Annotated in this window: 18 protein-coding genes; 6 read left to right on the top strand and 12 right to left on the bottom strand. The window is 64.2% G+C overall.

From position 1 onward, the window contains the following. Positions 1 to 30 precede the first annotated feature (30 nt). The 5 genes from AC04SI_RS17935 to hisS form a co-directional block, all read right to left on the bottom strand. Positions 31 to 1,134 (bottom strand): calcium:cation antiporter, encoded by a 1,104-nt coding sequence (locus AC04SI_RS17935; RefSeq protein WP_404281233.1) that lies wholly within the window; start codon positions 1,132 to 1,134, stop codon positions 31 to 33. 56 nt (positions 1,135 to 1,190) lie between these two features. Then, on the bottom strand, positions 1,191 to 2,957 hold the full coding sequence (locus tag AC04SI_RS17930; RefSeq protein WP_404281231.1) for an AMP-binding protein: 1,767 nt from the start codon (positions 2,955 to 2,957) through the stop codon (positions 1,191 to 1,193). A gap of 220 nt (positions 2,958 to 3,177) precedes the next feature. Next, entirely contained in the window at positions 3,178 to 3,879 is a 702-nt protein-coding gene (gene hisG, locus AC04SI_RS17925) for an ATP phosphoribosyltransferase (RefSeq protein WP_404281229.1), read from the bottom strand. After that, positions 3,876 to 4,997 carry an ATP phosphoribosyltransferase regulatory subunit gene (locus tag AC04SI_RS17920; protein WP_404281227.1) on the bottom strand — a complete coding sequence of 374 codons (1,122 nt, stop codon included), beginning with the start codon at positions 4,995 to 4,997 and terminating at the stop codon, positions 3,876 to 3,878. The genes hisG and AC04SI_RS17920 overlap by 4 nt, the downstream gene beginning before the upstream one ends. Positions 4,998 to 5,175: 178 nt before the next feature. After that, positions 5,176 to 6,696, bottom strand: coding sequence for a histidine--tRNA ligase (hisS, locus tag AC04SI_RS17915; RefSeq protein WP_404281225.1), 1,521 nt, complete (start codon positions 6,694 to 6,696; stop codon positions 5,176 to 5,178). A gap of 210 nt (positions 6,697 to 6,906) precedes the next feature. Between hisS and AC04SI_RS17910 the strand changes: the two genes are divergently transcribed. Further along, on the top strand, positions 6,907 to 7,161 hold the full coding sequence (locus AC04SI_RS17910; RefSeq protein WP_404281223.1) for a hypothetical protein: 255 nt from the start codon (positions 6,907 to 6,909) through the stop codon (positions 7,159 to 7,161). A 7-nt stretch (positions 7,162 to 7,168) separates the two neighbouring features. On the opposite strand, the gene AC04SI_RS17905 is transcribed toward AC04SI_RS17910, so the two are convergent. After that, on the bottom strand, positions 7,169 to 7,807 hold the full coding sequence (locus tag AC04SI_RS17905; RefSeq protein ID WP_488474583.1) for a DNA-3-methyladenine glycosylase I: 639 nt from the start codon (positions 7,805 to 7,807) through the stop codon (positions 7,169 to 7,171). Between the two features lie 209 nt (positions 7,808 to 8,016). Here AC04SI_RS17905 and AC04SI_RS17900 point away from each other — a divergent pair, with 209 nt between their 5' ends. Together AC04SI_RS17900 and AC04SI_RS17895 are read left to right on the top strand one after the other, a co-directional pair. Continuing rightward, positions 8,017 to 8,760: a L,D-transpeptidase gene (locus tag AC04SI_RS17900; RefSeq protein ID WP_404281219.1), complete on the top strand. Its 744-nt coding sequence runs from the start codon at positions 8,017 to 8,019 to the stop codon at positions 8,758 to 8,760. A 306-nt stretch (positions 8,761 to 9,066) separates the two neighbouring features. Continuing rightward, positions 9,067 to 9,987, top strand: coding sequence for a bifunctional 5,10-methylenetetrahydrofolate dehydrogenase/5,10-methenyltetrahydrofolate cyclohydrolase (locus AC04SI_RS17895; RefSeq protein WP_404281217.1), 921 nt, complete (start codon positions 9,067 to 9,069; stop codon positions 9,985 to 9,987). A gap of 28 nt (positions 9,988 to 10,015) precedes the next feature. On the opposite strand, the gene glcF is transcribed toward AC04SI_RS17895, so the two are convergent. From glcF to AC04SI_RS17870, 5 genes are all read right to left on the bottom strand, one after another. Continuing rightward, positions 10,016 to 11,341 carry a glycolate oxidase subunit GlcF gene (glcF, locus tag AC04SI_RS17890; protein ID WP_404281215.1) on the bottom strand — a complete coding sequence of 442 codons (1,326 nt, stop codon included), beginning with the start codon at positions 11,339 to 11,341 and terminating at the stop codon, positions 10,016 to 10,018. A gap of 88 nt (positions 11,342 to 11,429) precedes the next feature. Beyond that, positions 11,430 to 11,816, bottom strand: a complete 387-nt coding sequence (locus AC04SI_RS17885; protein ID WP_404281213.1) for a DUF4870 family protein — start codon at positions 11,814 to 11,816, stop codon at positions 11,430 to 11,432. Further along, positions 11,813 to 13,069 (bottom strand): glycolate oxidase subunit GlcE, encoded by a 1,257-nt coding sequence (glcE, locus tag AC04SI_RS17880; protein WP_404281211.1) that lies wholly within the window; start codon positions 13,067 to 13,069, stop codon positions 11,813 to 11,815. The genes AC04SI_RS17885 and glcE overlap by 4 nt, the downstream gene beginning before the upstream one ends. A gap of 244 nt (positions 13,070 to 13,313) precedes the next feature. Beyond that, a complete protein-coding gene (locus tag AC04SI_RS17875; RefSeq protein WP_488474582.1) occupies positions 13,314 to 14,810 on the bottom strand; it encodes an FAD-linked oxidase C-terminal domain-containing protein in 1,497 nt (498 codons plus the stop codon). A gap of 160 nt (positions 14,811 to 14,970) precedes the next feature. Next, entirely contained in the window at positions 14,971 to 16,293 is a 1,323-nt protein-coding gene (locus AC04SI_RS17870; protein WP_404281209.1) for a DUF3422 family protein, read from the bottom strand. Positions 16,294 to 16,500: 207 nt separating this feature from the next. On the opposite strand from AC04SI_RS17870, the gene AC04SI_RS17865 reads away from it, so the two are divergent. From AC04SI_RS17865 to AC04SI_RS17855, 3 genes are all read left to right on the top strand, one after another. Then, complete coding sequence (locus tag AC04SI_RS17865; protein ID WP_404281207.1) at positions 16,501 to 17,322, top strand: FCD domain-containing protein; 822 nt, start codon at positions 16,501 to 16,503, stop codon at positions 17,320 to 17,322. Then, positions 17,319 to 18,455, top strand: coding sequence for an alpha-hydroxy acid oxidase (locus AC04SI_RS17860; RefSeq protein WP_192179814.1), 1,137 nt, complete (start codon positions 17,319 to 17,321; stop codon positions 18,453 to 18,455). The genes AC04SI_RS17865 and AC04SI_RS17860 overlap by 4 nt, the downstream gene beginning before the upstream one ends. 64 nt (positions 18,456 to 18,519) lie before the next feature. Continuing rightward, on the top strand, positions 18,520 to 19,293 hold the full coding sequence (locus AC04SI_RS17855) for a metallophosphoesterase (protein WP_404281205.1): 774 nt from the start codon (positions 18,520 to 18,522) through the stop codon (positions 19,291 to 19,293). Here AC04SI_RS17855 and AC04SI_RS17850 read toward each other — a convergent pair. Beyond that, positions 19,290 to 19,421: a hypothetical protein gene (locus AC04SI_RS17850; protein WP_280110155.1), complete on the bottom strand. Its 132-nt coding sequence runs from the start codon at positions 19,419 to 19,421 to the stop codon at positions 19,290 to 19,292. The two genes, AC04SI_RS17855 and AC04SI_RS17850, sit on opposite strands and share 4 nt — an antisense overlap. Positions 19,422 to 19,494: the final 73 nt, after the last annotated feature.

Below are 19,494 nucleotides of genomic sequence, written 5' to 3'. Positions count from 1 at the left end.
TGCGTCCGATTGCCAGATCGCACCAAAGCTTTAAGGTATAAATATCAGAAATACGAAAGTAAAAAATACGACGATATGGACCATTCCGGTCAGGAATGTGGTTCTTTCGTTGCTGAAGCTTACGCCGCATATGAAAAGCGCTAAAATCAAAAGTACGGCGTCAGCCTCCGGGAGCCCCAGGGTTAAGCCTCTTCCCGTCACCAGGCTGGCGGCTGCGACCGCCGGTATCGTCAAACCAATCGTCGCGCAAGCCGAACCCATCGCGACATTCAAACCGCGCTGCAGCTCATTGTTGAGTGAAGCACGGATCGCCGAAATGGCCTCCGGCATCAAAACCAGCCCGGCGATCATTGCCCCCACGATACTGTCAGCCTGAGTCACCTGGTAGGCAACGAGCGCATCTTCGACGCTTGCGGCAACTTGCTCGGCGAGCATGACAATTCCGATCAGCCCGATCAGCAAGAGCAAAGCGCTGGCCGAGATGCTTTCGTGAGGGGCGGTTCGCACCGAAGCGTGGTGTGCTTGCCCCTCGATGAAGTCGTCCCGGTGCCGCACGGTCTGCGCGAACACAAAGCTTGCATAGAGCAGCACGGAAAGTACGCTCACAAAACCAAGCTGAGCTGCTGAAAATGTGCCGGGATCCGTGGTTCGCGTGTAGGTCGGCAGAATTAGCGTCATGACGGTCAGTGCGACCAGAACCGCCAGATATGCGCTGGTCCCTTGTCGAACAATCGCCTGCTTGCGATGACGCCAGCCGCCAAGCGTGAGACACATGCCGACAACGCCGGTAGACGTAATCATCACCGTAGAGAAAACGGACTCGCGCGCCAGCGTAGGGTTGTTCTCTCCATGCAGCATCATGGAAACGATGATCGACACTTCGATTGCCGTCACGGCAAAAGTCAGCACCAACGTACCGTAGGGCTCCCCCACACGATGGGCCACCGCCTCGGCGTGGTCGAGCACCACGAAAATGGTGGTGAACATGATCGCACTCGAAAGCGCTCCGACAAATATCCTGATGCTCAGCGAACCTTCGTCTACCGATAGCCCGCTGGCTCTGACCGCGACGGCCATCGCCAGGGCGGCCAAGGGCATCGCATAGGAAGTCACCGATCGTGCGAAACCACGCATTCAAGCCTTGTGCGTTTCTGCCGAACCCCGCGGAATCCTAACCGGCATTCGACTCTTCAAGCCGTCTTCTGCGTCACCAGTCCCAGTTCCTCGATCATCGCCTCGCGCATGAGGAATTTCTGCGGCTTGCCGGTCACCGTCATCGGCAATTCGGTGCGGAAGCGGATGTAGCGCGGGATCTTGTAGTGGGCGATCTGGCCGGTGCAGAAGGTCTTGATCTCCTGCTCGGTGGCGGTCTGGCCGGGCCTGAGCACGATCCAGGCGCACAGCTCCTCGCCATATTTGTCATCGGGAATTCCGAACACCTGGACTTCCTTCACCTTGGGATGGCGATAGAGGAACTCCTCGACCTCGCGTGGATAGACGTTCTCGCCGCCGCGGATGACCATGTCCTTGACCCGGCCGACGATGTTGCAATAGCCCTCGGCGTCGATGGTCGCGAGGTCGCCTGTGTGCATCCAGCCATCGGCGTCGATCGCCTCGCGGGTCTTCTCCTGGTCGTCCCAATAGCCCTTCATCACCGAATAGCCGCGCGTGCAAAGCTCGCCCGGCGCGCCGACCGCGACGGTGGCGCCCTCGGCGTCGATGGCCTTGACCTCGACATGGGGATGAATGCGGCCGACCGTCGAGACGCGTTTTTCCAGCGGATCGTCGACGCCGCTCTGGAACGACACCGGGCTGGTCTCGGTCATGCCGTAGGCGATGGTCACCTCCGACATGTGCATCAGCGACACCACCTTCTTCATCACCTCGATCGGGCACGGCGAGCCGGCCATGATGCCGGTGCGCAGGCTGGTGAGGTCGAATGAGCCAAAATCCGGATGGTCGAGCAGGCCGACGAACATGGTCGGCACGCCGTAGAGGCCGGTGCAGCGTTCCTGTGCCACCGCCTTGAGCGTCGCTCCGGCGTCAAAACCCTCGCCTGGGAAGACCATGGTGGCGCCCTTGGTGACGCAGCCCATCGTGCCCATCGACATGCCGAAGCAATGATAGAGCGGCACCGGGATGCAGAGCCGGTCGTCGACGGTGAGCTTGATCGCCGACGTGACGAAATTGCCGTTGTTGACGATGTTGTTGTGGGTCAGCGTCGCACCCTTCGGCGCGCCGGTCGTGCCTGAGGTGAACTGGATATTGATGGCCTCTCCGGGCTTCAGTCCCTCGGAGATGCGGTCGAGGCTGTCATGCTCGTCGCGCCCGGCCATCGCCAGCACGTCTTCGAAATTGTACATGCCGGGCGAATTGTCCTCGCCCATGCGGATGACGATCTTCAGCGCCGGCAGTTTTTTCGCCCTGAGCTTGCCGGGGGCAGCGGTCGCGATCTCCGGCGCCAGCGTCTCGATCATGCCGAGATAGTCTGAGGCCTTGAATTTGACGGCGGTGACCAAGGCCTTGCAGCCGACTTTGTTGAGGGCATATTCCAGCTCGGTCAGCCGGTAGGCCGGGTTGATGTTGACAAGGATCAGGCCGATGCGCGCGGTGGCAAACTGCGTCGCCAGCCATTCCCAGCGGTTGGTCGACCAGATGCCGACGCGCTCGCCCTTTTCGAGGCCGAGCGCCAGGAAGCCGGCGGCGAGAGCATCCACGGTGTCCGACAATTCGCTCCAGGTGAAGCGCTTGTCCTGATCGACGAAGACCGCGGCATCGAGCGTGCCGTATTTGCTGACCGTATCGGAAAACAGCTCCGGGATCGTCTTGTTCAGCAGCGGCACGGTACGCTCGCCCGACACATGCGCCCTGCCGTCGATCGGCGCGACGAAGGTGCCACCCTTGCCCGGGCCGCGCAGATTGGTGGCGTTGTTCAGCTCGTCGAGTTTGATCGCCATTGCCGTCTCCTCCGCAGACATACCGAACCTATCAGCCTGCCGGGGTGGTGGAAATCCCGTCGATGGTACCCCTCCCCCTTGAGGGGAGGGTGCCGAGCGTAGCGAGGCGGGTGGGGTCGCCTCAACTGCCTCAACCTTCTATTTGGCTTTGACCAAGGATGGAGCGCGTCACCGCGGACCCCACCCGTTCATCCGCCCTCGGCGGCTGTCTACCCTCCCCTCAAGGGGGAGGGAGGGCGCTCATCTTCGCCGCGATGTCGCGCAATAGCGCCTCATCCGCCGCCGCGCGCTTCTTCCTCGACGCGACAAGGCAAGCCTGCGACCGCAGAACAACGCCATCGGTCAGCACCTTGAGGTGGTTGGCGCGCAGCGTCGAGCCGGTGGTGGTGATGTCGACGATGACATCGGCCGAGCCGGCCGCCGGCGCTCCTTCGGTGGCGCCGAGGCTCTCGACGATGCGATAGACCTGGATGCCGTGCTTTTGCGAAAAGAATTGCTGCGTCAGCCGCCAGTATTTGGTGGCGATGCGAAGCCGCCTGCCATGGCGCTGGCGGAAATCGGCGGCGACATCGTCGAGATCGGCCATCGTATCGACGTCGAGCCAGATGTCGGGCACCGCCACCACGACATCGGCATTGCCGAAGCCGAGGCGGGCGACGATCTCGGCACGCGCCTCCCAGTCGGCAACATTCTCGCGCAACAGATCCTCGCCGGTGATGCCGAGGTCGACCGACCCCTGCCCGATCTCGCCGGCAATTTCAGATGCGGACAGGAAGGCCACCTCGATGCTGTCCATGCCTTCGATGCGGGCGCGGTATTTGCGCTCGTCACCCGGCAGGCTGACGGCAAGCCCGACCTTGGCCAGGACCTCCAGCGCCTGCTCCTTGAGCCGGCCTTTCGACGGCAGCGCCAGCGTGATCATGACGCCGTCTCCCGCAGCGCCTCGATGCGGTCGAGCCAGACCGAAAAACCGACGCCGGGGATCGGCGTCTTGGCGCCGAGCAGCGTCAGCAGGCGGTCATAGCGGCCGCCGCCGGCCAGCGGCCGCTCGCCATTTTCCACCGCGATCTCGAAGACCAAGCCGGTGTAATAGTCGAGCGGGCGGCCGAAGGCTGCGTCGTAGTGAATTGTCGCGGTCGGAAGGCCATGCGCTTCGATCGCCTTGGCGCGGGCGGCAAAATTGTCGAGTGCCGCGCCCAGCGACAGGCCAGCGCTTGCCGCGAAGGCCTCGAGCGCCTGGGCCGCACTGCCAAGCGGCACGTCGATCGCCAGAAATGTCTTCAGCGCCGAGAACGCCTCGTTGGAGAGCCGCACGCTGCGCAATTCGGCCTTCTCGATCAGGCGGCGCGCAATGTCGGACGGCGAACGTCCGGCCGATGCCGACAGGCCGGTTTCCTCCATACCGCCGGCGATATGCGCGGAAAGCCCGTCCAGATCGCCATCGAGGACAAGAGCCGCGACCGGGCCGGAAAGCTGGCCGTTGCGCGGCGGATTGGCGAGGTCGGCAAGCGCCGCCTCCAGCATCGATGCCGAGCCGAAGGCGCGGGCAAGGCGCATGCGCCAGCCGCGCGGCAGGCCGAGTGCGGCGAGCACCGCCTCGAAAATGGTCTGATCGCCAAGCGTGACGTCCAGCGTCTTGCCGGGCAGCGCCAGCAACAGCAGCGCATGCGCGTCGGCCAGCGAGCGGGCGTCGGCCTGCGGTGTGTCGCGGTCGCCGAGATCCTCGATGCCGGCCTGGAAGAACTCGTTGCCGCCCTCGCGGCGCTGGCGAAACACCTCGCCGAGGTAGGAATAACGGCGCGGCGTGCCGGCCTGGCTGGCGATATGGTCGAGGCAGACCGGAATGGTGAATTCCGGTCTGAGACACAGCGTCTTGCCGGTCTCGCTCTCGGTGAGAAAAATGCGGCGGCGCAGATCCTCGCCGGCCATGTCGAGGAACGGATCGGCCGGCTGCAGCACCGCGACCTCGACCGCATGCGTGTTGCGCGCGGCGAAGAGGTTGGCGATGTCGGCGGCGATGGCGGGATAGCGGGAAGTCATGGATAGGTTGGGCGCGAGGCGCCCCCCTCTGGCCTGCCGGCCATCTCCCCCCCAAGGGGGGAGATCGGCAGCTTGCGGCTCAGCGCCTCTTCTTCAGCGCTGGAGATTGGAGAAAGCATGCGCGGCATCCAATCTCCCCCCTTGAGGGGGAGATGGCCGGCAGGCCAGAGGGGGGTGCTCAAGCGCCACCTTTCGCGCGATCGGCTGCCTGCGCAGCCAGGATCTTCCTGACCTCACCAACCAGCCCGCTCTCCGCCACCGTCACCTGCGCCGGCCGTGCCGCGCGCCATTCGGCGTTGTCGGATATCTCGGCCGACATGCGCGCGCCTTCGATCAAATCCTTGATCTGCACCTCGCTTTTGGCGCGCTCGTCGCCGCCCTGGATGATGGCGACCGGGCTGCCGCGGCGGTCGGCATATTTCAACTGCGCCTTCATGCCGGCGCCGCCGAGATACATCTCCGAGCGTATGCCGGCGGCGCGCAGTTCGGCCACCATCTTCTGGTAGCGGCCGAGGCTTTCGGTGTCCTTGTCCATCACCAGCACGACGACCGGTGCGATCACATCCGACATGTCGAGCTTGCCGAGGTTCTTCAGCGCCGTCATTAGCCGGGAGACGCCGATGGAAAAGCCTGTCGCCGGCACCGGCTCGCCACGGAAACGCGAGACCAGCCCGTCATAGCGGCCGCCACCGCCGACCGAGCCGAAGCGCACGATCTGGCCGTCCTCGTTGGGAATTTCGGCGAGCAGTTCGGCCTCGAAGACCGGACCGGTGTAGTATTCAAGGCCGCGTACGACGGATGGGTCGATCTTAATTCGTGCCGGTCCATATCCAGCTGCGTCGCAAAGCAACGCAATTTCTTCGAGTTCGTTCAAGCCTGCTTCACAAGCCGATATGTTTCCGAGAGAGTTTTTCAGATCTTGTACGGTGGCATGGTTGCTGGTGCGCATTTCGCCGACTGCGGCGACGCAGTTCATCACCAGCTCGATCTGTTGCTTGTCCAGTCCAGCGCCCTTTGTAAAATCTCCGCTCTCGTCCTTTCGTCCGGTGCCCAGCAACAACTGCACACCTTCCACACCCAGCTTGTCCAACTTATCGACGGCGCGCAGCACCGTCAGCCGGCGCCCGGCATTCTCCTCACCACCGAGACCAATCGCCTCCAGAACGCCATCCAGCACCTTGCGGTTGTTGACTCGGATGACGTAGTCGCCGCGCTTTATGCCGAGCGCCTCCATCACGTCTGCCATCATCATCGCCATCTCGGCATCCGCCGCCACGCCCGGTGTGCCGATCGTATCGGCGTCGAACTGCATGAACTGGCGGAAGCGGCCGGGGCCGGGCTTTTCGTTGCGGAACACCCAGCCGGAGCGATAGCTGCGATAGGGCTTCGGCAGCTTTTCATAATTTTCGGCGACGAAACGCGCCGTCGGCGCGGTCAGGTCGTAGCGCAGCGACAGCCATTGCTCGTCGTCGTCCTGGAAGGAGAACACACCTTCGTTCGGGCGATCCTGGTCGGGCAGGAATTTTCCCAGCGCATCGGTGTATTCGATCAGCGGCTGGTCGACAGGCTCGAAACCATAAAGCTCATAGACCGAGCGGATCGTCGCCATCATCTTCTCGACGGCGCGGATATCGTCGGCGCTGCGGTCGGCAAAGCCACGCGGCAGCCGCGCTTTCGTCTTTTCCGATTTGTCGGCCATGGGATGGATACTCGGTGTTTCGTGGCGTTGCGCGGTAGGAAATTTCCTATTTCCGCGGCGCGCGTGTCCTAACCGATGCAGCCCGGAGCGGCAAGGGTTTGCGCCTTTGCTGAAACAAACTGCGCCAAAAGGAAACAATTCCGCCATGGGTGCGGCATCGTGCCGACACAATTAGAGCCGATAAGCACGCCGAAACAAGGGGTTCGGGCCATGACCACGGCAGGAAAGTTCGACATCGAACACAGCGGCGTCCGCGAACTGCCGGCGCGGCTGCGGCCGGCGGGCAGCAATGCATCCGTGACGACAAGCCAGATGGCAGGTCCGTTCGAGATCAGTGCCGACGAGCGCAAGGGCTCGACGGTGCGCGATGCGCTGATGACCGGCCTGCTGGTGATCTATCCGGCCTTCGCCGCGCTGGCGGCGATCGTCGCCGGCCTGTTCCTGACCGGCGCCAGCGGAACCTGACTGCTGCTCATTTCGGGCGCTTGAATTTCTTCCGCTCCGCTTCGACCTCCTTGCGGCAGACGCAGCCTTCGAGATGGTCGTTGACCAGGCCCATCGCCTGCATGAAGGCGTAGACGGTGGTTGGGCCGACGAAGCTCCAGCCGCGCTTTTTCAATTCCTTTGAAATCCGCACCGAAACCGCCGTCGTCGGATTGGCGCGCAGATGGGCGACGTCGACGATCTCGGGCCGTTCGTCCGGGCCTGGCTCGAATTTCCAGAACCATGCCGCCAGCGAGCCGAATTCGTCGGCCATTTCGCGGGCGCGCTTGGCGTTGTTGATGGTCGAGACGATCTTGCCGCGATGGCGGATGATGCCGGCATTGCCGACCAGGCGCTCGACATCCTTGTCGGTGAAGGCCGCAACCTTGTCGAACTCGAAATTGGCAAAAGCCTCGCGAAAGTTCTCGCGCTTGCGCAGGATGGTCAGCCAGGACAGGCCCGACTGAAACCCTTCGAGGCAGATCTTTTCGAACAGCCTGCGGTCGTCGGAAACAGGCCGTCCCCATTCATGGTCGTGATAGTGCAGATAGTCGGGCAGATTGCCGTGCCAGAAGCAGCGTGAGATGCCATCGGGGCCGGCGAGCAGGCCGGTATCTTCGTTTGCCATCACAAGAAATCCATTCGTTAATGCGTCTTTGCGCTGATTTTACCGCGGCTTTACCAGATTCCTGAACTGGCCGGTAACCACACCAAAAGGTTTACTGACAAAGCGGCATTTTACGCATTCCGATTCATGTTTCGGTTGCCGCTTCGCGCCAAGGATCGCGCAACCGGGGGCACTTTCCCCCGCGTGTCAGACGATCAAGGTGCGTTCCGATGAATATCCTTTTGCATTCCGTGCTCGGCGCCGCGGCCCTGCTTGCGGCCGGCGCCACGTCCTCTTATGCGGATGACCGCTATGCCGACCGGCCGCCGGTGATGGTGAGCCCCGACCTTTCTGCACCCTGGGTGCTGCAGCTGGGCCGCGCCCCGGGCATCGTGCGGCAGAACCGGCAGATCGCGCAGCAGCCGCGCCCGCGCTACGCGCAACCGATGCGGCCCGACCAGGTGCGCACCGCAGCCGTGCAGGCGCCTGCCAAGCGTGTGGTCATGCGGCCGCAGATCAACCCGATCTACCTGCCGCAGGAAGTCGCCTATGACGGGCCGCAGAAGCCGGGCACGATCGTCATCGATACGACGCAGAATTTCCTCTATCTGGTCGAGAAGAACGGCAAGGCGCGGCGCTATGGCGTCGGCACCGGCAAACCCGGCTTCGAATGGTCGGGCACGCACAAGATCACCAACAAGCGCGTCTGGCCGGACTGGCGTCCGCCGGCGGTGATGATCAAGCGCGAGGCCGCCAAGGGCCGCTATCTGCCGACCTATCTCGCCGGCGGCGAAGAAAACCCGCTCGGCGCGCGCGCGCTCTATCTCGGCACGACGGAATACCGCATCCACGGCACCAACCAGCCATGGACGATCGGCGGCGCGGTGTCGTCGGGCTGCATCCGCATGCGCAACGAGGACGTGGTTGACCTCTACGAGCGGGTGAACGTCGGAACGACCGTGGTGGTGATATAGTGACTGCGAATCAGCCGGTTAGGCAGCGCTGAGTCGTTTTTGGCGTGGCTGTTGCCCTCAAGCCATAGCGCGCTTTTTGGGAGACGTGCTTAGACTGCCAAAGAGTAAACGGGGGACGGGCCGTGTGGGGATGCGGCCAGTCACGAAAGGGCAGCACGGGAAACCGCGCTGCCCTTTCGCTTTTTGTGCGACAGGTCGCCCCGGAGGCAGGGCGTTTCGTTTTCGGGGCTGATTTGCCGGCCGTGCTCTGCTATTGCAGCGCACAATTCGCCGAGCCAAGATCCCCCGCTCCAAAAGGTCCCAGCCATGTCCCGCCCCGATGACAGCCGCTATCTCAAGGGTGGCCCGGTTGCCCAGCGTATCATCGCCGCCGTGCGCGAGGATGCCGCGATCGCGAGAGCCGAAGGTTTCCCGCCCAAGCTGGTGTCGATCACCGTTGGCGACACCGCGGCGGTTGACGTCTATGTGCGCAACCAGCGCGCCAAGGCGGAACTCGCCGGCATCGGCTTCGAGGAACGGCGCTTTGGGGCCGACATCAGCGCCGGTGAGTTGGAAGCAGCGATCCATGGCCTGAACGCCGATCCCAGAGTCACCGGCATCATCATCCAGCGGCCGGTGCCGGCGCATATCCCGATCAAGACGCTGCAGGCGGCGGTGCATCCGCTTAAGGACGTCGAGGGCATGCACCCGGCCTCGATCGGCAACATCGTCTACAACCAGCTCGATCTGGCGCCCTGCACGGCAGCGGCCTCGGTCGAGCTGCTCAAGGAAACCGGCCTCGACCTCAAGGGGCTCGAAGTGGTCATCGTCGGCCACTCCGAGATCGTCGGCAAGCCGATCGCCTTCCTGTTGATGAGCGAAGGCGCGACGGTGACAGTGTGCCATCACATGACGCGCTCGGTGGCGGCGCATGCGCGGCGCGCCGATGCGCTGTTCGTCGCCGTCGGCAAGCCGCGGCTGATCAAGGCCGACATGGTCAAGCCCGGTGCCGCAGTGATCGACATCGGCATCAATTCGGAGATCGGACCCGACGGGCAGAGCCGCATCGTCGGCGACGTCGACACCGACAGCGTCAGGGAGGTCGCCTCTTGGATCACGCCGGTGCCGGGCGGCGTCGGCCCGATCACCGTGGCGATCCTGCTGCGCAACACGATGGTGGCGCTCGACCGCCAGCGCGCCCTCTACAACGCGACGTACGGCGTGGCGGACAAACTCGCGGCGGAATAGACCCGCAATCGAGCAGCCGGGTACGCCGTCACTCGGCAGCGACAAGCCTTTCCTCGGAAACGCCTTCCGGCCGCGGCCCGCCATAGGCCCAGTCGAGCAGTTTTATCGTGTGCACCACCGGGAGCTTCGCAGCCGACGCGATCTGGGTGATGCAGCCGATATTGCCGGTGGCGACGATTTCGGCGCCCGTCGCCTCGATGTTCCTCACCTTGCGGTCGCGCAGCCTTGCCGAAATCTCGGATTGCAGGATGTTGTAGGTGCCGGCCGAGCCGCAGCACAGATGTCCCTCGCGCGGCTCGCGCACGACGAAGCCGGCTTTGGTGAGCAGTTCCTTCGGCTGGCGGGTGATCTTCTGGCCGTGCTGCAGCGAACAGGCGGAGTGATAGGCGACGACGGTGCCGGGCTTACGGACCGGTTTGGGCAGGTCGAGAGCGGCGAGATATTCGGTGATGTCCTTGGCCAGCGCCGAGACGCGCGCCGCCTTTTCGGCATAGGCCGGATCGAGGCGCAGCATGAAGCCGTAATCCTTGATGGTGGTGCCGCAGCCCGACGCTGTGATGATGATGGCATCGAGCCCGCCGTTCTCGATGGCGCGCGTCCAGGCGTCGACGTTCTGTCTCGCCGAAGCAAGAGCCGCCTGCTCGCGGCCCATATGATGCACCAGCGCGCCGCAACAGCCCTCCCCCTCCGGCACCACCACCTCGACACCCAGCCGCGTAAGTAGAGAGATCGTCGTGTCGTTGATGGCGGGGTCGAGCACCGACTGTGCGCAGCCGGTGAGGATGGCGACGCGACCCTTTTTTGTCCCCTGCCCGGCATGGATGCCCGGAGACGCCATCGGCGACGCCGTGGGGATCGAGACCGGAGCGAGCTTGAGCATGGCACCGAGCGGCTTCAGCGCCGGGATCTTTTCGAACAGACCGACAAAGGGTTTTCCCAGCTTCGCCAGTTTCAGCGCGGCGCGAAAGCGCGCGGGATAGGGCAGCACGAAGGCCAGCATGGCGCGGGTCAGCCGATCAAGCAGCGGGCGCCTGTAGGTCTCCTGGATATGGGCGCGGGCGTGGTCGACCAGATGCATGTAGTTGACGCCCGACGGGCAGGTGGTCATGCATGCCAGGCAGGACAGGCAGCGGTCGATATGGGTGACGATCTCCTTGTCGGCCGGACGACCGTTCTCCAGCATGTCCTTGATCAGGTAGATCCGCCCGCGCGGCGAATCCAGTTCGTTGCCCAGCGTCACATAGGTCGGGCAGGTGGCGGTGCAGAAGCCGCAATGCACGCATTTGCGCAGGATCTTCTCCGATTCCGCCACATGCGGATCGGCAAGCTGGGCAGTTGAGAAATTGGTCTGCACGCAAAAGTCCTTACCATCTGAGCATGATCTTTTCCGAAAACCGGTTCCCACTTTTCGCTGTCGCGGACCTTCGGTTCGGGATCATGCTCTATTGTCCGAGCAACCAGCTTTCCGGGTTCTTGACCGGCTCGCCGCGCTGCAACGCCTGGATGCCCAGAATGCAGCGGGCGATGAACCAGACGGCGACCGCAAACATCAGCAGGAAGCCTATCGCTACAAAGATCAACACCATCGAGATCAGCGCGTAGAGCAGGCCGATCCAGAAGGTGCGGATCAGGAATGTATAGTGGCTCTCGACGAAGCCACCGGCCTTGCCGCGATTGATGTAGGCGAGCACGATGCCGACAAGGCCGGTGATGCCGATGACGAGGCCGGCGAGATAGAGGATATAGATGACCAGGGCGTTGATCGCGCCCGGCTCCAGCCAGCGGTCGGTCTGGCGCGGTGTGTTCTGGCCTGGATTGGTGTTGCTCATGATGCTGCTCCCTCCGTTGTCGGGTTCAGAGTAGCAGAGCCTGAGCCCGGCGCCATGCGGCCGGGGTTAAGGATCGCCTTGGGGTCGAATTCGGCCTTGAGCCGCGCCGACAGGGCCGCGAGATGCGGGGCCTGCGGCTCGAACACCGGCACGGCGGCGCGATGCGATAGGGCGGCACGCACCAGCGTCGCGTGGCCGCCGCCATGCTTGCGGATCAGCCCGCGCAGCAGGCTCGCCTCGGGATCCCCCGCCTCCATGCGCAGCCAGATCAGCCCGCCCTGCCAGTCGTAGAAGGCGCTGACGCCGGCCTGCATGCGCAGCGTCAGCACCATCTGATGCGCCTGCGACGGCGCCATCGAGACGCGCCAGACCGGTTTTTCCGTGCCGTCGGCGAAGGGCACGCAATCGCGGACATCGCGCCAGATGGTCTTCGACGCCTCGCCCGCAATCTCCTGCAGCGGACCAGCCTTGCCGAGCAGCTGCTTCAGCGCGGCGATGCGGTAGGCGACCGATGGGCCGAACCCGTCGACGCGCAGGAGAGTCGCGGCTTCGCTGCCAAGGTGACCGGCGGCGACGCGCGCGGCGACGCGTTCGGGCAGATGAGCGGCACTCGACACTTCGGCGCTGGATCCGAGTGCCAACGCCATGGCGGTAGTGGCCGCATCATCGAGCAGGCCACGGATGGCGAGCGTGACCTCGGTCTCGGCCGCCGGCAGCACCTTGAAGGTGACGTCGGTGAGCACGGCAAGCGTGCCCCAGCTGCCAGCCATCAGCTTGGAGAGGTCGTAGCCGGTGACATTCTTGACCACGCGGCCGCCGGACTTGAAGGCCTCGCCGCGACCGGCAACCGCGCTGATGCCGAGGATATGATCGCGCGCCGCCCCCGCCTTCAGCCGATGCGGGCCGGAAAGGTTGGCGGCCAGCACGCCGCCGATAGTGCCCTTTCCGGGCATACCGCCGAGCAGCGGGCCGTAGTCCATCGGCTCGAAGGCCAGCTGCTGACCGTTTTGCGCCAGGAGTTGTTCGATCTCGGCGAGCGGCGTGCCGGCTCTGGCCAACAGCACCAGTTCGGCCGGCTCATAGAGCGTGACGCCGGTGAGCTTCGACAGGTCGAGCGTGTGCTCGCTCTGCTGCGGTCGGCCGATGCCGCGCTTGGAGCCATGGCCAAGGATTTCCAGCGGCGCGTCTTCCGCCGCCGCCCATTGGACGGTGGAAAGGGTTTCGGCTGCGGTGGCGGGGGTGAAGGTGGTCATCGGACGACCGCGCCATTTGCAAATGCGAAAACGCGGCGTTCCTTCGCGCCCCCCTCTGTCCTGCCGGACATCTCCCCCACATGGAGGGAGATTGGCAGCTTCTGCGCTGAGCCCATTCCTGTAACGTCGGAGATTGGCGAAAGCCGCAGTGACAGCCGATCTCTCCCCATGTGGGGGAGATGTCCGGCAGGACAGAGGGGGGCGCGAAGGAACGCCGACACGTCGACTTGAGACGCCATCACCATCAAAACCTCGGAATGTCCGGAAACGCCACCTGCCCGCGATGCACGTGCATCCGCCCCAGCTCGGCGCAGCGGCGCAGCTGCGGGAAGACCTTGCCGGGGTTGAGCAGATGGTTGGGATCGAAGGCGCATTTGACCCGCATTTGCTGGTCGAGGTCGATCTGGTTGAACATTTCCGGCATCAGGTCGCGCTTTTCGACGCCGACCCCGTGCTCGCCGGTCAGCACGCCGCCGACCTTGACGCAGAGCCGCAATATGTCGGCGCCAAAGCTTTCGGCCTTGTCGAGCTCGCCCGGCACGTTGGCATCGTAGAGGATCAGCGGGTGCAAATTGCCATCACCGGCGTGGAAGACGTTGGCGACGCCGAGCCCGTATTTTTCGGAGAGTTCGCGCATGCCGGCGAGCACGCGCGGCAGTTCCTTGCGCGGGATGGTGCCGTCCATGCAGTAATAGTCGGGCGAGATGCGGCCAACCGCCGGGAAGGCCGCCTTGCGACCGGCCCAGAAGCTCAGCCGCTCCTGCTCCGATTGCGAGATGCGGCAGGTGGTCGAGCCGTTCTTGTAGGCGATCGCCTCGACGAGACCGATCAGGTGGTCGACCTCGACACCCGGCCCGTCGAGCTCGACGATCAGCAGCGCCTCGACATCGAGCGGATAGCCGGCATGGACGAAATCTTCCGCCGCGTGGATCGCCGGGCGGTCCATCATCTCCATGCCGCCGGGGATGATGCCGGCTCCGATGATGTCGGCGACGCACTGGCCGCCCTGCTCGCTGGTCGCGAAGCCGATCAAAAGCGCCCGCGCCGTCTCCGGCTTCTTCAGGATGCGCACGGTGACCTCGGTGACCACACCGAGCAGGCCTTCTGAGCCGGTCATGACGCCGAGCAGGTCGTAGCCTTCTGAGTCCAGATGCCTGCCGCCGAGCCGCACCACTTCGCCATTCATGAGCACCATCTCGATGCCGAGCACATTGTTGGCGGTGAGGCCGTATTTCAGGCAGTGCACGCCGCCGGAATTCTCCGCGACGTTGCCGCCGATCGAGCAGGCGATCTGGGAGGATGGATCGGGGGCATAGTAAAAACCCTCCTGCTCGACGGCGGTGGTGATGCCGAGATTGGTGACACCCGGCTGGGCAACGACGGCGCGGTTCGGAAAATCGATCTCGAGGATGCGGTTGAAGCGGCTCATGACCAGGAGCACGGCGTCTTCGAGCGGCAGCGCGCCGCCGGACAGCGAGGTGCCGGAGCCGCGCGGCACGACGCGGATGTTGCGGTCGTTGCAATATTTCAGCACGCGCGAGACCTGCGCCACAGTCTCCGGCAGCACGACAACCAGCGGCAGTTGCCGGTAGGCTGTGAGGCCGTCGCTCTCGAAGGCGCGCATGGAGTTCTCGGCATCGACGACGCCCTCGCCCGGCACGATGATGCGCATGTCGGCGACGATCTCGTCGCGCCGGCGCATCGTGGCATCGTCTGGCTTCGGCATGGCCAGGCCGGACATCAGCAGGCTCCATCGCTTGACTGGTAAAAATCTTTTACCAGCTAGTGGCAGCTGTTGCAAACCCCGCTTTGGTCAAAATCGAAAGCCGGCCATGAAACGGCCTTCCGCAGCGGCAATGTGCCGCTGCGCGCCGATCACATCTGCAGCAAGGCCGGCTGGCCTATTCGCCGGGATGTTTCGCCGGTTCGGAGTGCATGCGCTGCACGCGGCGCACGCCCCACCAGACAAGCAGCACGGCAACAGGCACCGAGGCCGCGGTGACGACTTCCGGCGCAAAGGCATGGCCAAAGATCGAGGCGCCCTTGGCCAGATAGGAGATAAGGCCGACGACATAGTAGGAGACGGCGGCGACCGAAAGCCCTTCCACCGTCTGCTGCAGGCGCAGTTGCAGGCGGGCACGATTGTTCATCGACGCCAACAGGTCGCGGTTCTGTTTCTCGACTTCGACGTCGACCCAAGTGCGCAGCAAAGTCGTGGCGCGGGTGAGCTTGCGCGACAGATTGGCCTGGCGTTCCTCGACCGAACGGCAGGTGCGCATGGCGGGCGCGACGCGCCGCTGCAGGAAGCCGCCCCAGGTGTCGTAGCCAGGCACCGCCTCTTCCTCCAGCGCCTCCAGCCGCTCGACGACGATGCCGTCATAGGCGCGGCTGGCGCCGAAGCGGTAGAGGCTGGAGGCGGCATCGGCCTCGAGTTCCGCGGCAAGCTCGGTCAGGTCAGCGAGCAAGGTCTGGCTGTCGCGGGTCTCGGCGACCTTCATTTCCAGCGTGGTCTGCGCCAGCCTGTCTTCGATGCGGCGGGCACGGCCCGACAGCGTCAAGGCCAGCGGCAGGCCGAGCATGGCCAGCGTGCGGTAGGTCTCGATGTCGATCAGCCGCTGTGACAGCGCGCCGGTCCGCGCCGGCGTCAGGCCGCGATCGAGTACCAGGATGCGGGTCATGCCGTCGCCGTCCTGGCGGAAGTCGGTGATGATGGCGGCATTGCCGCGCTCGACCAGCGAATAGCACAGGCTGGTCGGGTCGAAGCCGGCGATCAGCCTCTCGCTCGCCTGCGTCCATTTGCGGATTTCCAGCCGGATGCCGGAAATGACCGTTCCCGGCGGCGAAAACCCGTTGCCGAAGGGAGAGTCCTCCTGCGCCCTACCGCTCTCGGAAAGCGGCCCTTCCCACAGATAGGTCGAGAATTCCGTGTGCCGTTCCCAGCGCAGCGTGCCCTTGCCCCATTTCATGGCATGGTGGCGGGCTTGACGGTCAGGCGCGGCGATGCCGAGGCGCCGTGACAGTTCGGAGAGCACGGCCATGTCGACGCCGGAACCGCCCTCGGTCATGAAGGCAAGCTGCACCAGCACGCGCGGCTTCTCGATCAGCGGATGCGGGCGGGCATGCACCTCGCCGAGCGCGCCCGGCCGTCCCTCATGCGCCGGGAAACCCATGACGGCGCCCTGGGCGCGCGGCTGGAATTCGAGATTGGACGTCTCGTCCGACACGGCTGGTCCCCCTGTTTTCGACCCTTCGTGCAATGGCGTCCTCTTGCGGCAATCGGCCAGGCACGTAAACAGCAAAGTTTAGCAACGGCCTATATGCGGGCGCGCCCTGATAACCGGGCAGATCGTACGAATTGGATAATTAATTTGACCAGTTGGCGACACTGGCTTTAATCTGCGCGACACCGGCAAGATTTCCCAGGCGCCCCTTTGAGCGACATTTTCTCCAGGATCGAGCATTCGCGCACCGCCGACGAGGTGGTGCAGCAGATCGAGAGCCTGATCCTCGAAGGCGTGCTGCGCACCGGCGACCGGCTGCCCGGCGAGCGCGAGCTGGCGCGCCAGTTCGAGGTGTCGCGGCCGATCCTGCGCGACGCGCTGAAATCCCTCGAGGGGCGCGGCCTGCTGACGACACGGCCGGGCGGCGGCACCCATGTCGCCGACGTCATCGGCCAGCTGTTCACCAAGCCGGTGACCGACCTGATCTCCATGCATCGCAAGGCGGTGACCGACTATCTGGAGTACCGCCGCGAGATCGAGGCCATCGCCGCCGAATATGCGGCGCGGCGCGCCACATCAGACGACCTTGCGCTGCTCGATCGCATCATGGCGCGCATGGACGAGGCGCACCGCACCGGCGACTTCGACGACGAGGCGGGAATCGACATCGAGTTCCATCATGCGGTCTGCGAATGCGCGCACAACATGATCCTCCTGCACACGCTACGCTCCTGCTACCGGCTCTTGTCGGAAGGCGTGTTCCAGAACCGGCTCTTGGTGTTCACCGTGACCGGCGCGCGCGAGGCGCTGCTTGCGCAGCACAGGGCGATCTACACCGCGATCAAGGCGGGCGATCCGGCGGCCGCCCGGCAGGCGGCGATGGACCACATCTCCTATGTCGAGCGCTCGATGCTCGAGGCCGAGCGCAGCGGCGACTGGCGGCGTGTGTCGCGGCTTCGGCTCAGGCAGCGTTCCGAAGCCGGCGACGGCGCGCCAAGACAACGAATTAGTGAACCCGCGGAAAAACCATGAGCAGCATTCTCACCATCGCCGATCTCAAGGATCTCGCGCGCCGCCGCGTGCCGAAGATGTTTTTCGACTATGCCGATTCCGGCGCCTGGACGGAGAGCACCTACCGCGCCAACGAAGAGGATTTCGGCAAGATCAAGTTCCGCCAGCGCGTGCTGGTCGACATGAGCAACCGCTCGCTGGAATCGACCATGATCGGCGAGAAGGTAGCGATGCCGGTGGCATTGGCGCCAACCGGCCTGACCGGTATGCAGCATGCCGATGGCGAGATGCTGGCGGCGCAGGCGGCGGAGGAGTTCGGCGTGCCGTTCACGCTGTCGACGATGAGCATTTGCTCGATCGAGGATGTCGCTTCGGTGACGAAGAAGCCGTTCTGGTTCCAGCTCTATGTGCTGCGCGACAAGGATTTCGTGCTGAACCTGATCGACCGGGCGAAGGCGGCGAAATGCTCCGCCCTGGTGCTGACGCTCGACCTGCAGATTCTCGGCCAGCGCCACAAGGATGTCCGCAACGGGCTTTCGGCGCCGCCCAAGATGACGCTGGCCAACATTGCCGACATCGCGATGCGCCCGCGCTGGTGGATGGGCATGGCCGGCACCAAGCGCCGGACCTTCCGCAACATCGTTGGCCACGCCAAGGGCGTCGGCGACGTCGCCTCGCTGGCATCGTGGACGACGGAGCAGTTCGACCCGCAGCTCTCGTGGAAGGACGTGGCCTGGATCAAGGAACGCTGGGGCGGCAAGCTGATTCTGAAAGGCATCCTCGACAAGGAGGACGCGCTGATGGCGGCCAAGACCGGCGCCGACGCCATCGTCGTTTCCAACCATGGCGGGCGCCAGCTCGACGGCGCGTCGTCGTCGATCAGTGTGCTGGAGGAGATCGCCGACGCGGTCGGTGACCAAATCGAGGTGCATATGGATGGCGGCATCCGCTCAGGCCAGGACGTGCTGAAGGCGCTGTGCCTCGGCGCCAAGGGCACCTATATCGGCCGCCCCTTCCTCTATGGCCTCGGCGCGATGGGCAAGGAAGGGGTCACCATGGCGCTGGAAATCATCCGCAAGGAGATGGACATAACACTGGCGCTTTGCGGCAAGCGCCTGGTGACCGACATGGGCAAGGATCAGCTTCGGCGCTAGGGGCTTGTTCACTGTTTGGCCCTAGCGTCTCCCGTGACGGTTCCGTCGTGGAGACGAACAAGCATTGACCCGGCCCGGCATCCACTTTCTCGACGCGCGCGGACCGCAAGGCATGCGGCTCTACGCGATCGGCGACGTGCATGGCCGGCTCGACCTGCTCAGCGCCATGCATCGCCGGATCGAAAGCGAGATCGAACATAAGCCAACCGACGACTGGCGCGTCATCCATCTCGGCGACTATGCCGACCGCGGACCGGACTCCAGGGGCGTCATCGATTTCCTGATCGAAGCCCGCAAACGTGATCCGCGCCACCTGATGCTGGCCGGCAATCACGACATCGGCTTCCTCGATTTTCTCGACACCCCCGACCCGGACGGGCTGTTCATGCGCTTTGGCGGGGTGCAGACGGCGCAGTCCTATGGCGTGTCGCTGACCGCCGACGCCAGCTGGTTCGGGAAGGCGGAGTCGGTGCGACGGGGACATGCGGCACTGGTCGAGGCCGTTCCGCAGAGCCATATCGACTTCCTGCAGTCGCTGGCGTTTTCAGTGACGTTCGGCGATTTCTTCTTCTGCCATGCCGGTATCAGGCCGGGCATTCCACTCGAGCAGCAGAGCCCACAGGACCTGATCTGGATCCGCGAAATCTTCCACGACCATCCCGGCCTCTACGAGAAGATCGTGGTGCATGGCCATACGCCGGTGCCGGAAGCCGAAGTGATGGCCAACCGCGTCAATGTCGACACGCTCGCCTGGCATTCAGGCAAACTCACCGCGCTCGCCATTGACGGCGCGGACAAGCGTATCCTGACGGTGACTGGCGAAGGCGAAGGGTTTTAGCGGAGGGCGGCGGTGACGCCGTAGCCGTCGACGGCCTGATGGTTGTTGGCTGCATCGGCCGAATAGATGCCGAGACCGCACAGCACGATGGCAGACAGCATGACAAAGGAGAGAAGTGCTGCTTTCACGGACGTCATCTCTTGTTGAGCTCGCTGCATCTGTGCACGAGGCGGTTACCAATGCGTTGAAACGAAAAATTCG

The sequence above is a fragment of the Mesorhizobium sp. CNPSo 4689 genome (assembly GCF_057784325.1).
The sequence above is the reverse complement of the archived record's forward strand: the minus strand, read 5'-3'. Positions and strand labels throughout refer to the sequence as shown.

Bases quoted from the DNA above. Each gene is read 5' to 3' on its own strand.
- AC04SI_RS17935 (WP_404281233.1), bottom strand. From the start codon at position 1,134: ATGCGTGGTTTCGCACGATCGGTGACTTCCTATGCGATGCCCTTGGCC.
- AC04SI_RS17930 (WP_404281231.1), bottom strand. From the start codon at position 2,957: ATGGCGATCAAACTCGACGAGCTGAACAACGCCACCAATCTGCGCGGC.
- hisG (WP_404281229.1), bottom strand. From the start codon at position 3,879: ATGATCACGCTGGCGCTGCCGTCGAAAGGCCGGCTCAAGGAGCAGGCG.
- AC04SI_RS17920 (WP_404281227.1), bottom strand. From the start codon at position 4,997: ATGACTTCCCGCTATCCCGCCATCGCCGCCGACATCGCCAACCTCTTC.
- hisS (WP_404281225.1), bottom strand. From the start codon at position 6,696: ATGGCCGACAAATCGGAAAAGACGAAAGCGCGGCTGCCGCGTGGCTTT.
- AC04SI_RS17910 (WP_404281223.1), top strand. From the start codon at position 6,907: ATGACCACGGCAGGAAAGTTCGACATCGAACACAGCGGCGTCCGCGAA.
- AC04SI_RS17905 (WP_488474583.1), bottom strand. From the start codon at position 7,807: ATGGCAAACGAAGATACCGGCCTGCTCGCCGGCCCCGATGGCATCTCA.
- AC04SI_RS17900 (WP_404281219.1), top strand. From the start codon at position 8,017: ATGAATATCCTTTTGCATTCCGTGCTCGGCGCCGCGGCCCTGCTTGCG.
- AC04SI_RS17895 (WP_404281217.1), top strand. From the start codon at position 9,067: ATGTCCCGCCCCGATGACAGCCGCTATCTCAAGGGTGGCCCGGTTGCC.
- AC04SI_RS17885 (WP_404281213.1), bottom strand. From the start codon at position 11,816: ATGAGCAACACCAATCCAGGCCAGAACACACCGCGCCAGACCGACCGC.
- glcE (WP_404281211.1), bottom strand. From the start codon at position 13,069: ATGACCACCTTCACCCCCGCCACCGCAGCCGAAACCCTTTCCACCGTC.
- AC04SI_RS17875 (WP_488474582.1), bottom strand. From the start codon at position 14,810: ATGTCCGGCCTGGCCATGCCGAAGCCAGACGATGCCACGATGCGCCGG.
- AC04SI_RS17860 (WP_192179814.1), top strand. From the start codon at position 17,319: ATGAGCAGCATTCTCACCATCGCCGATCTCAAGGATCTCGCGCGCCGC.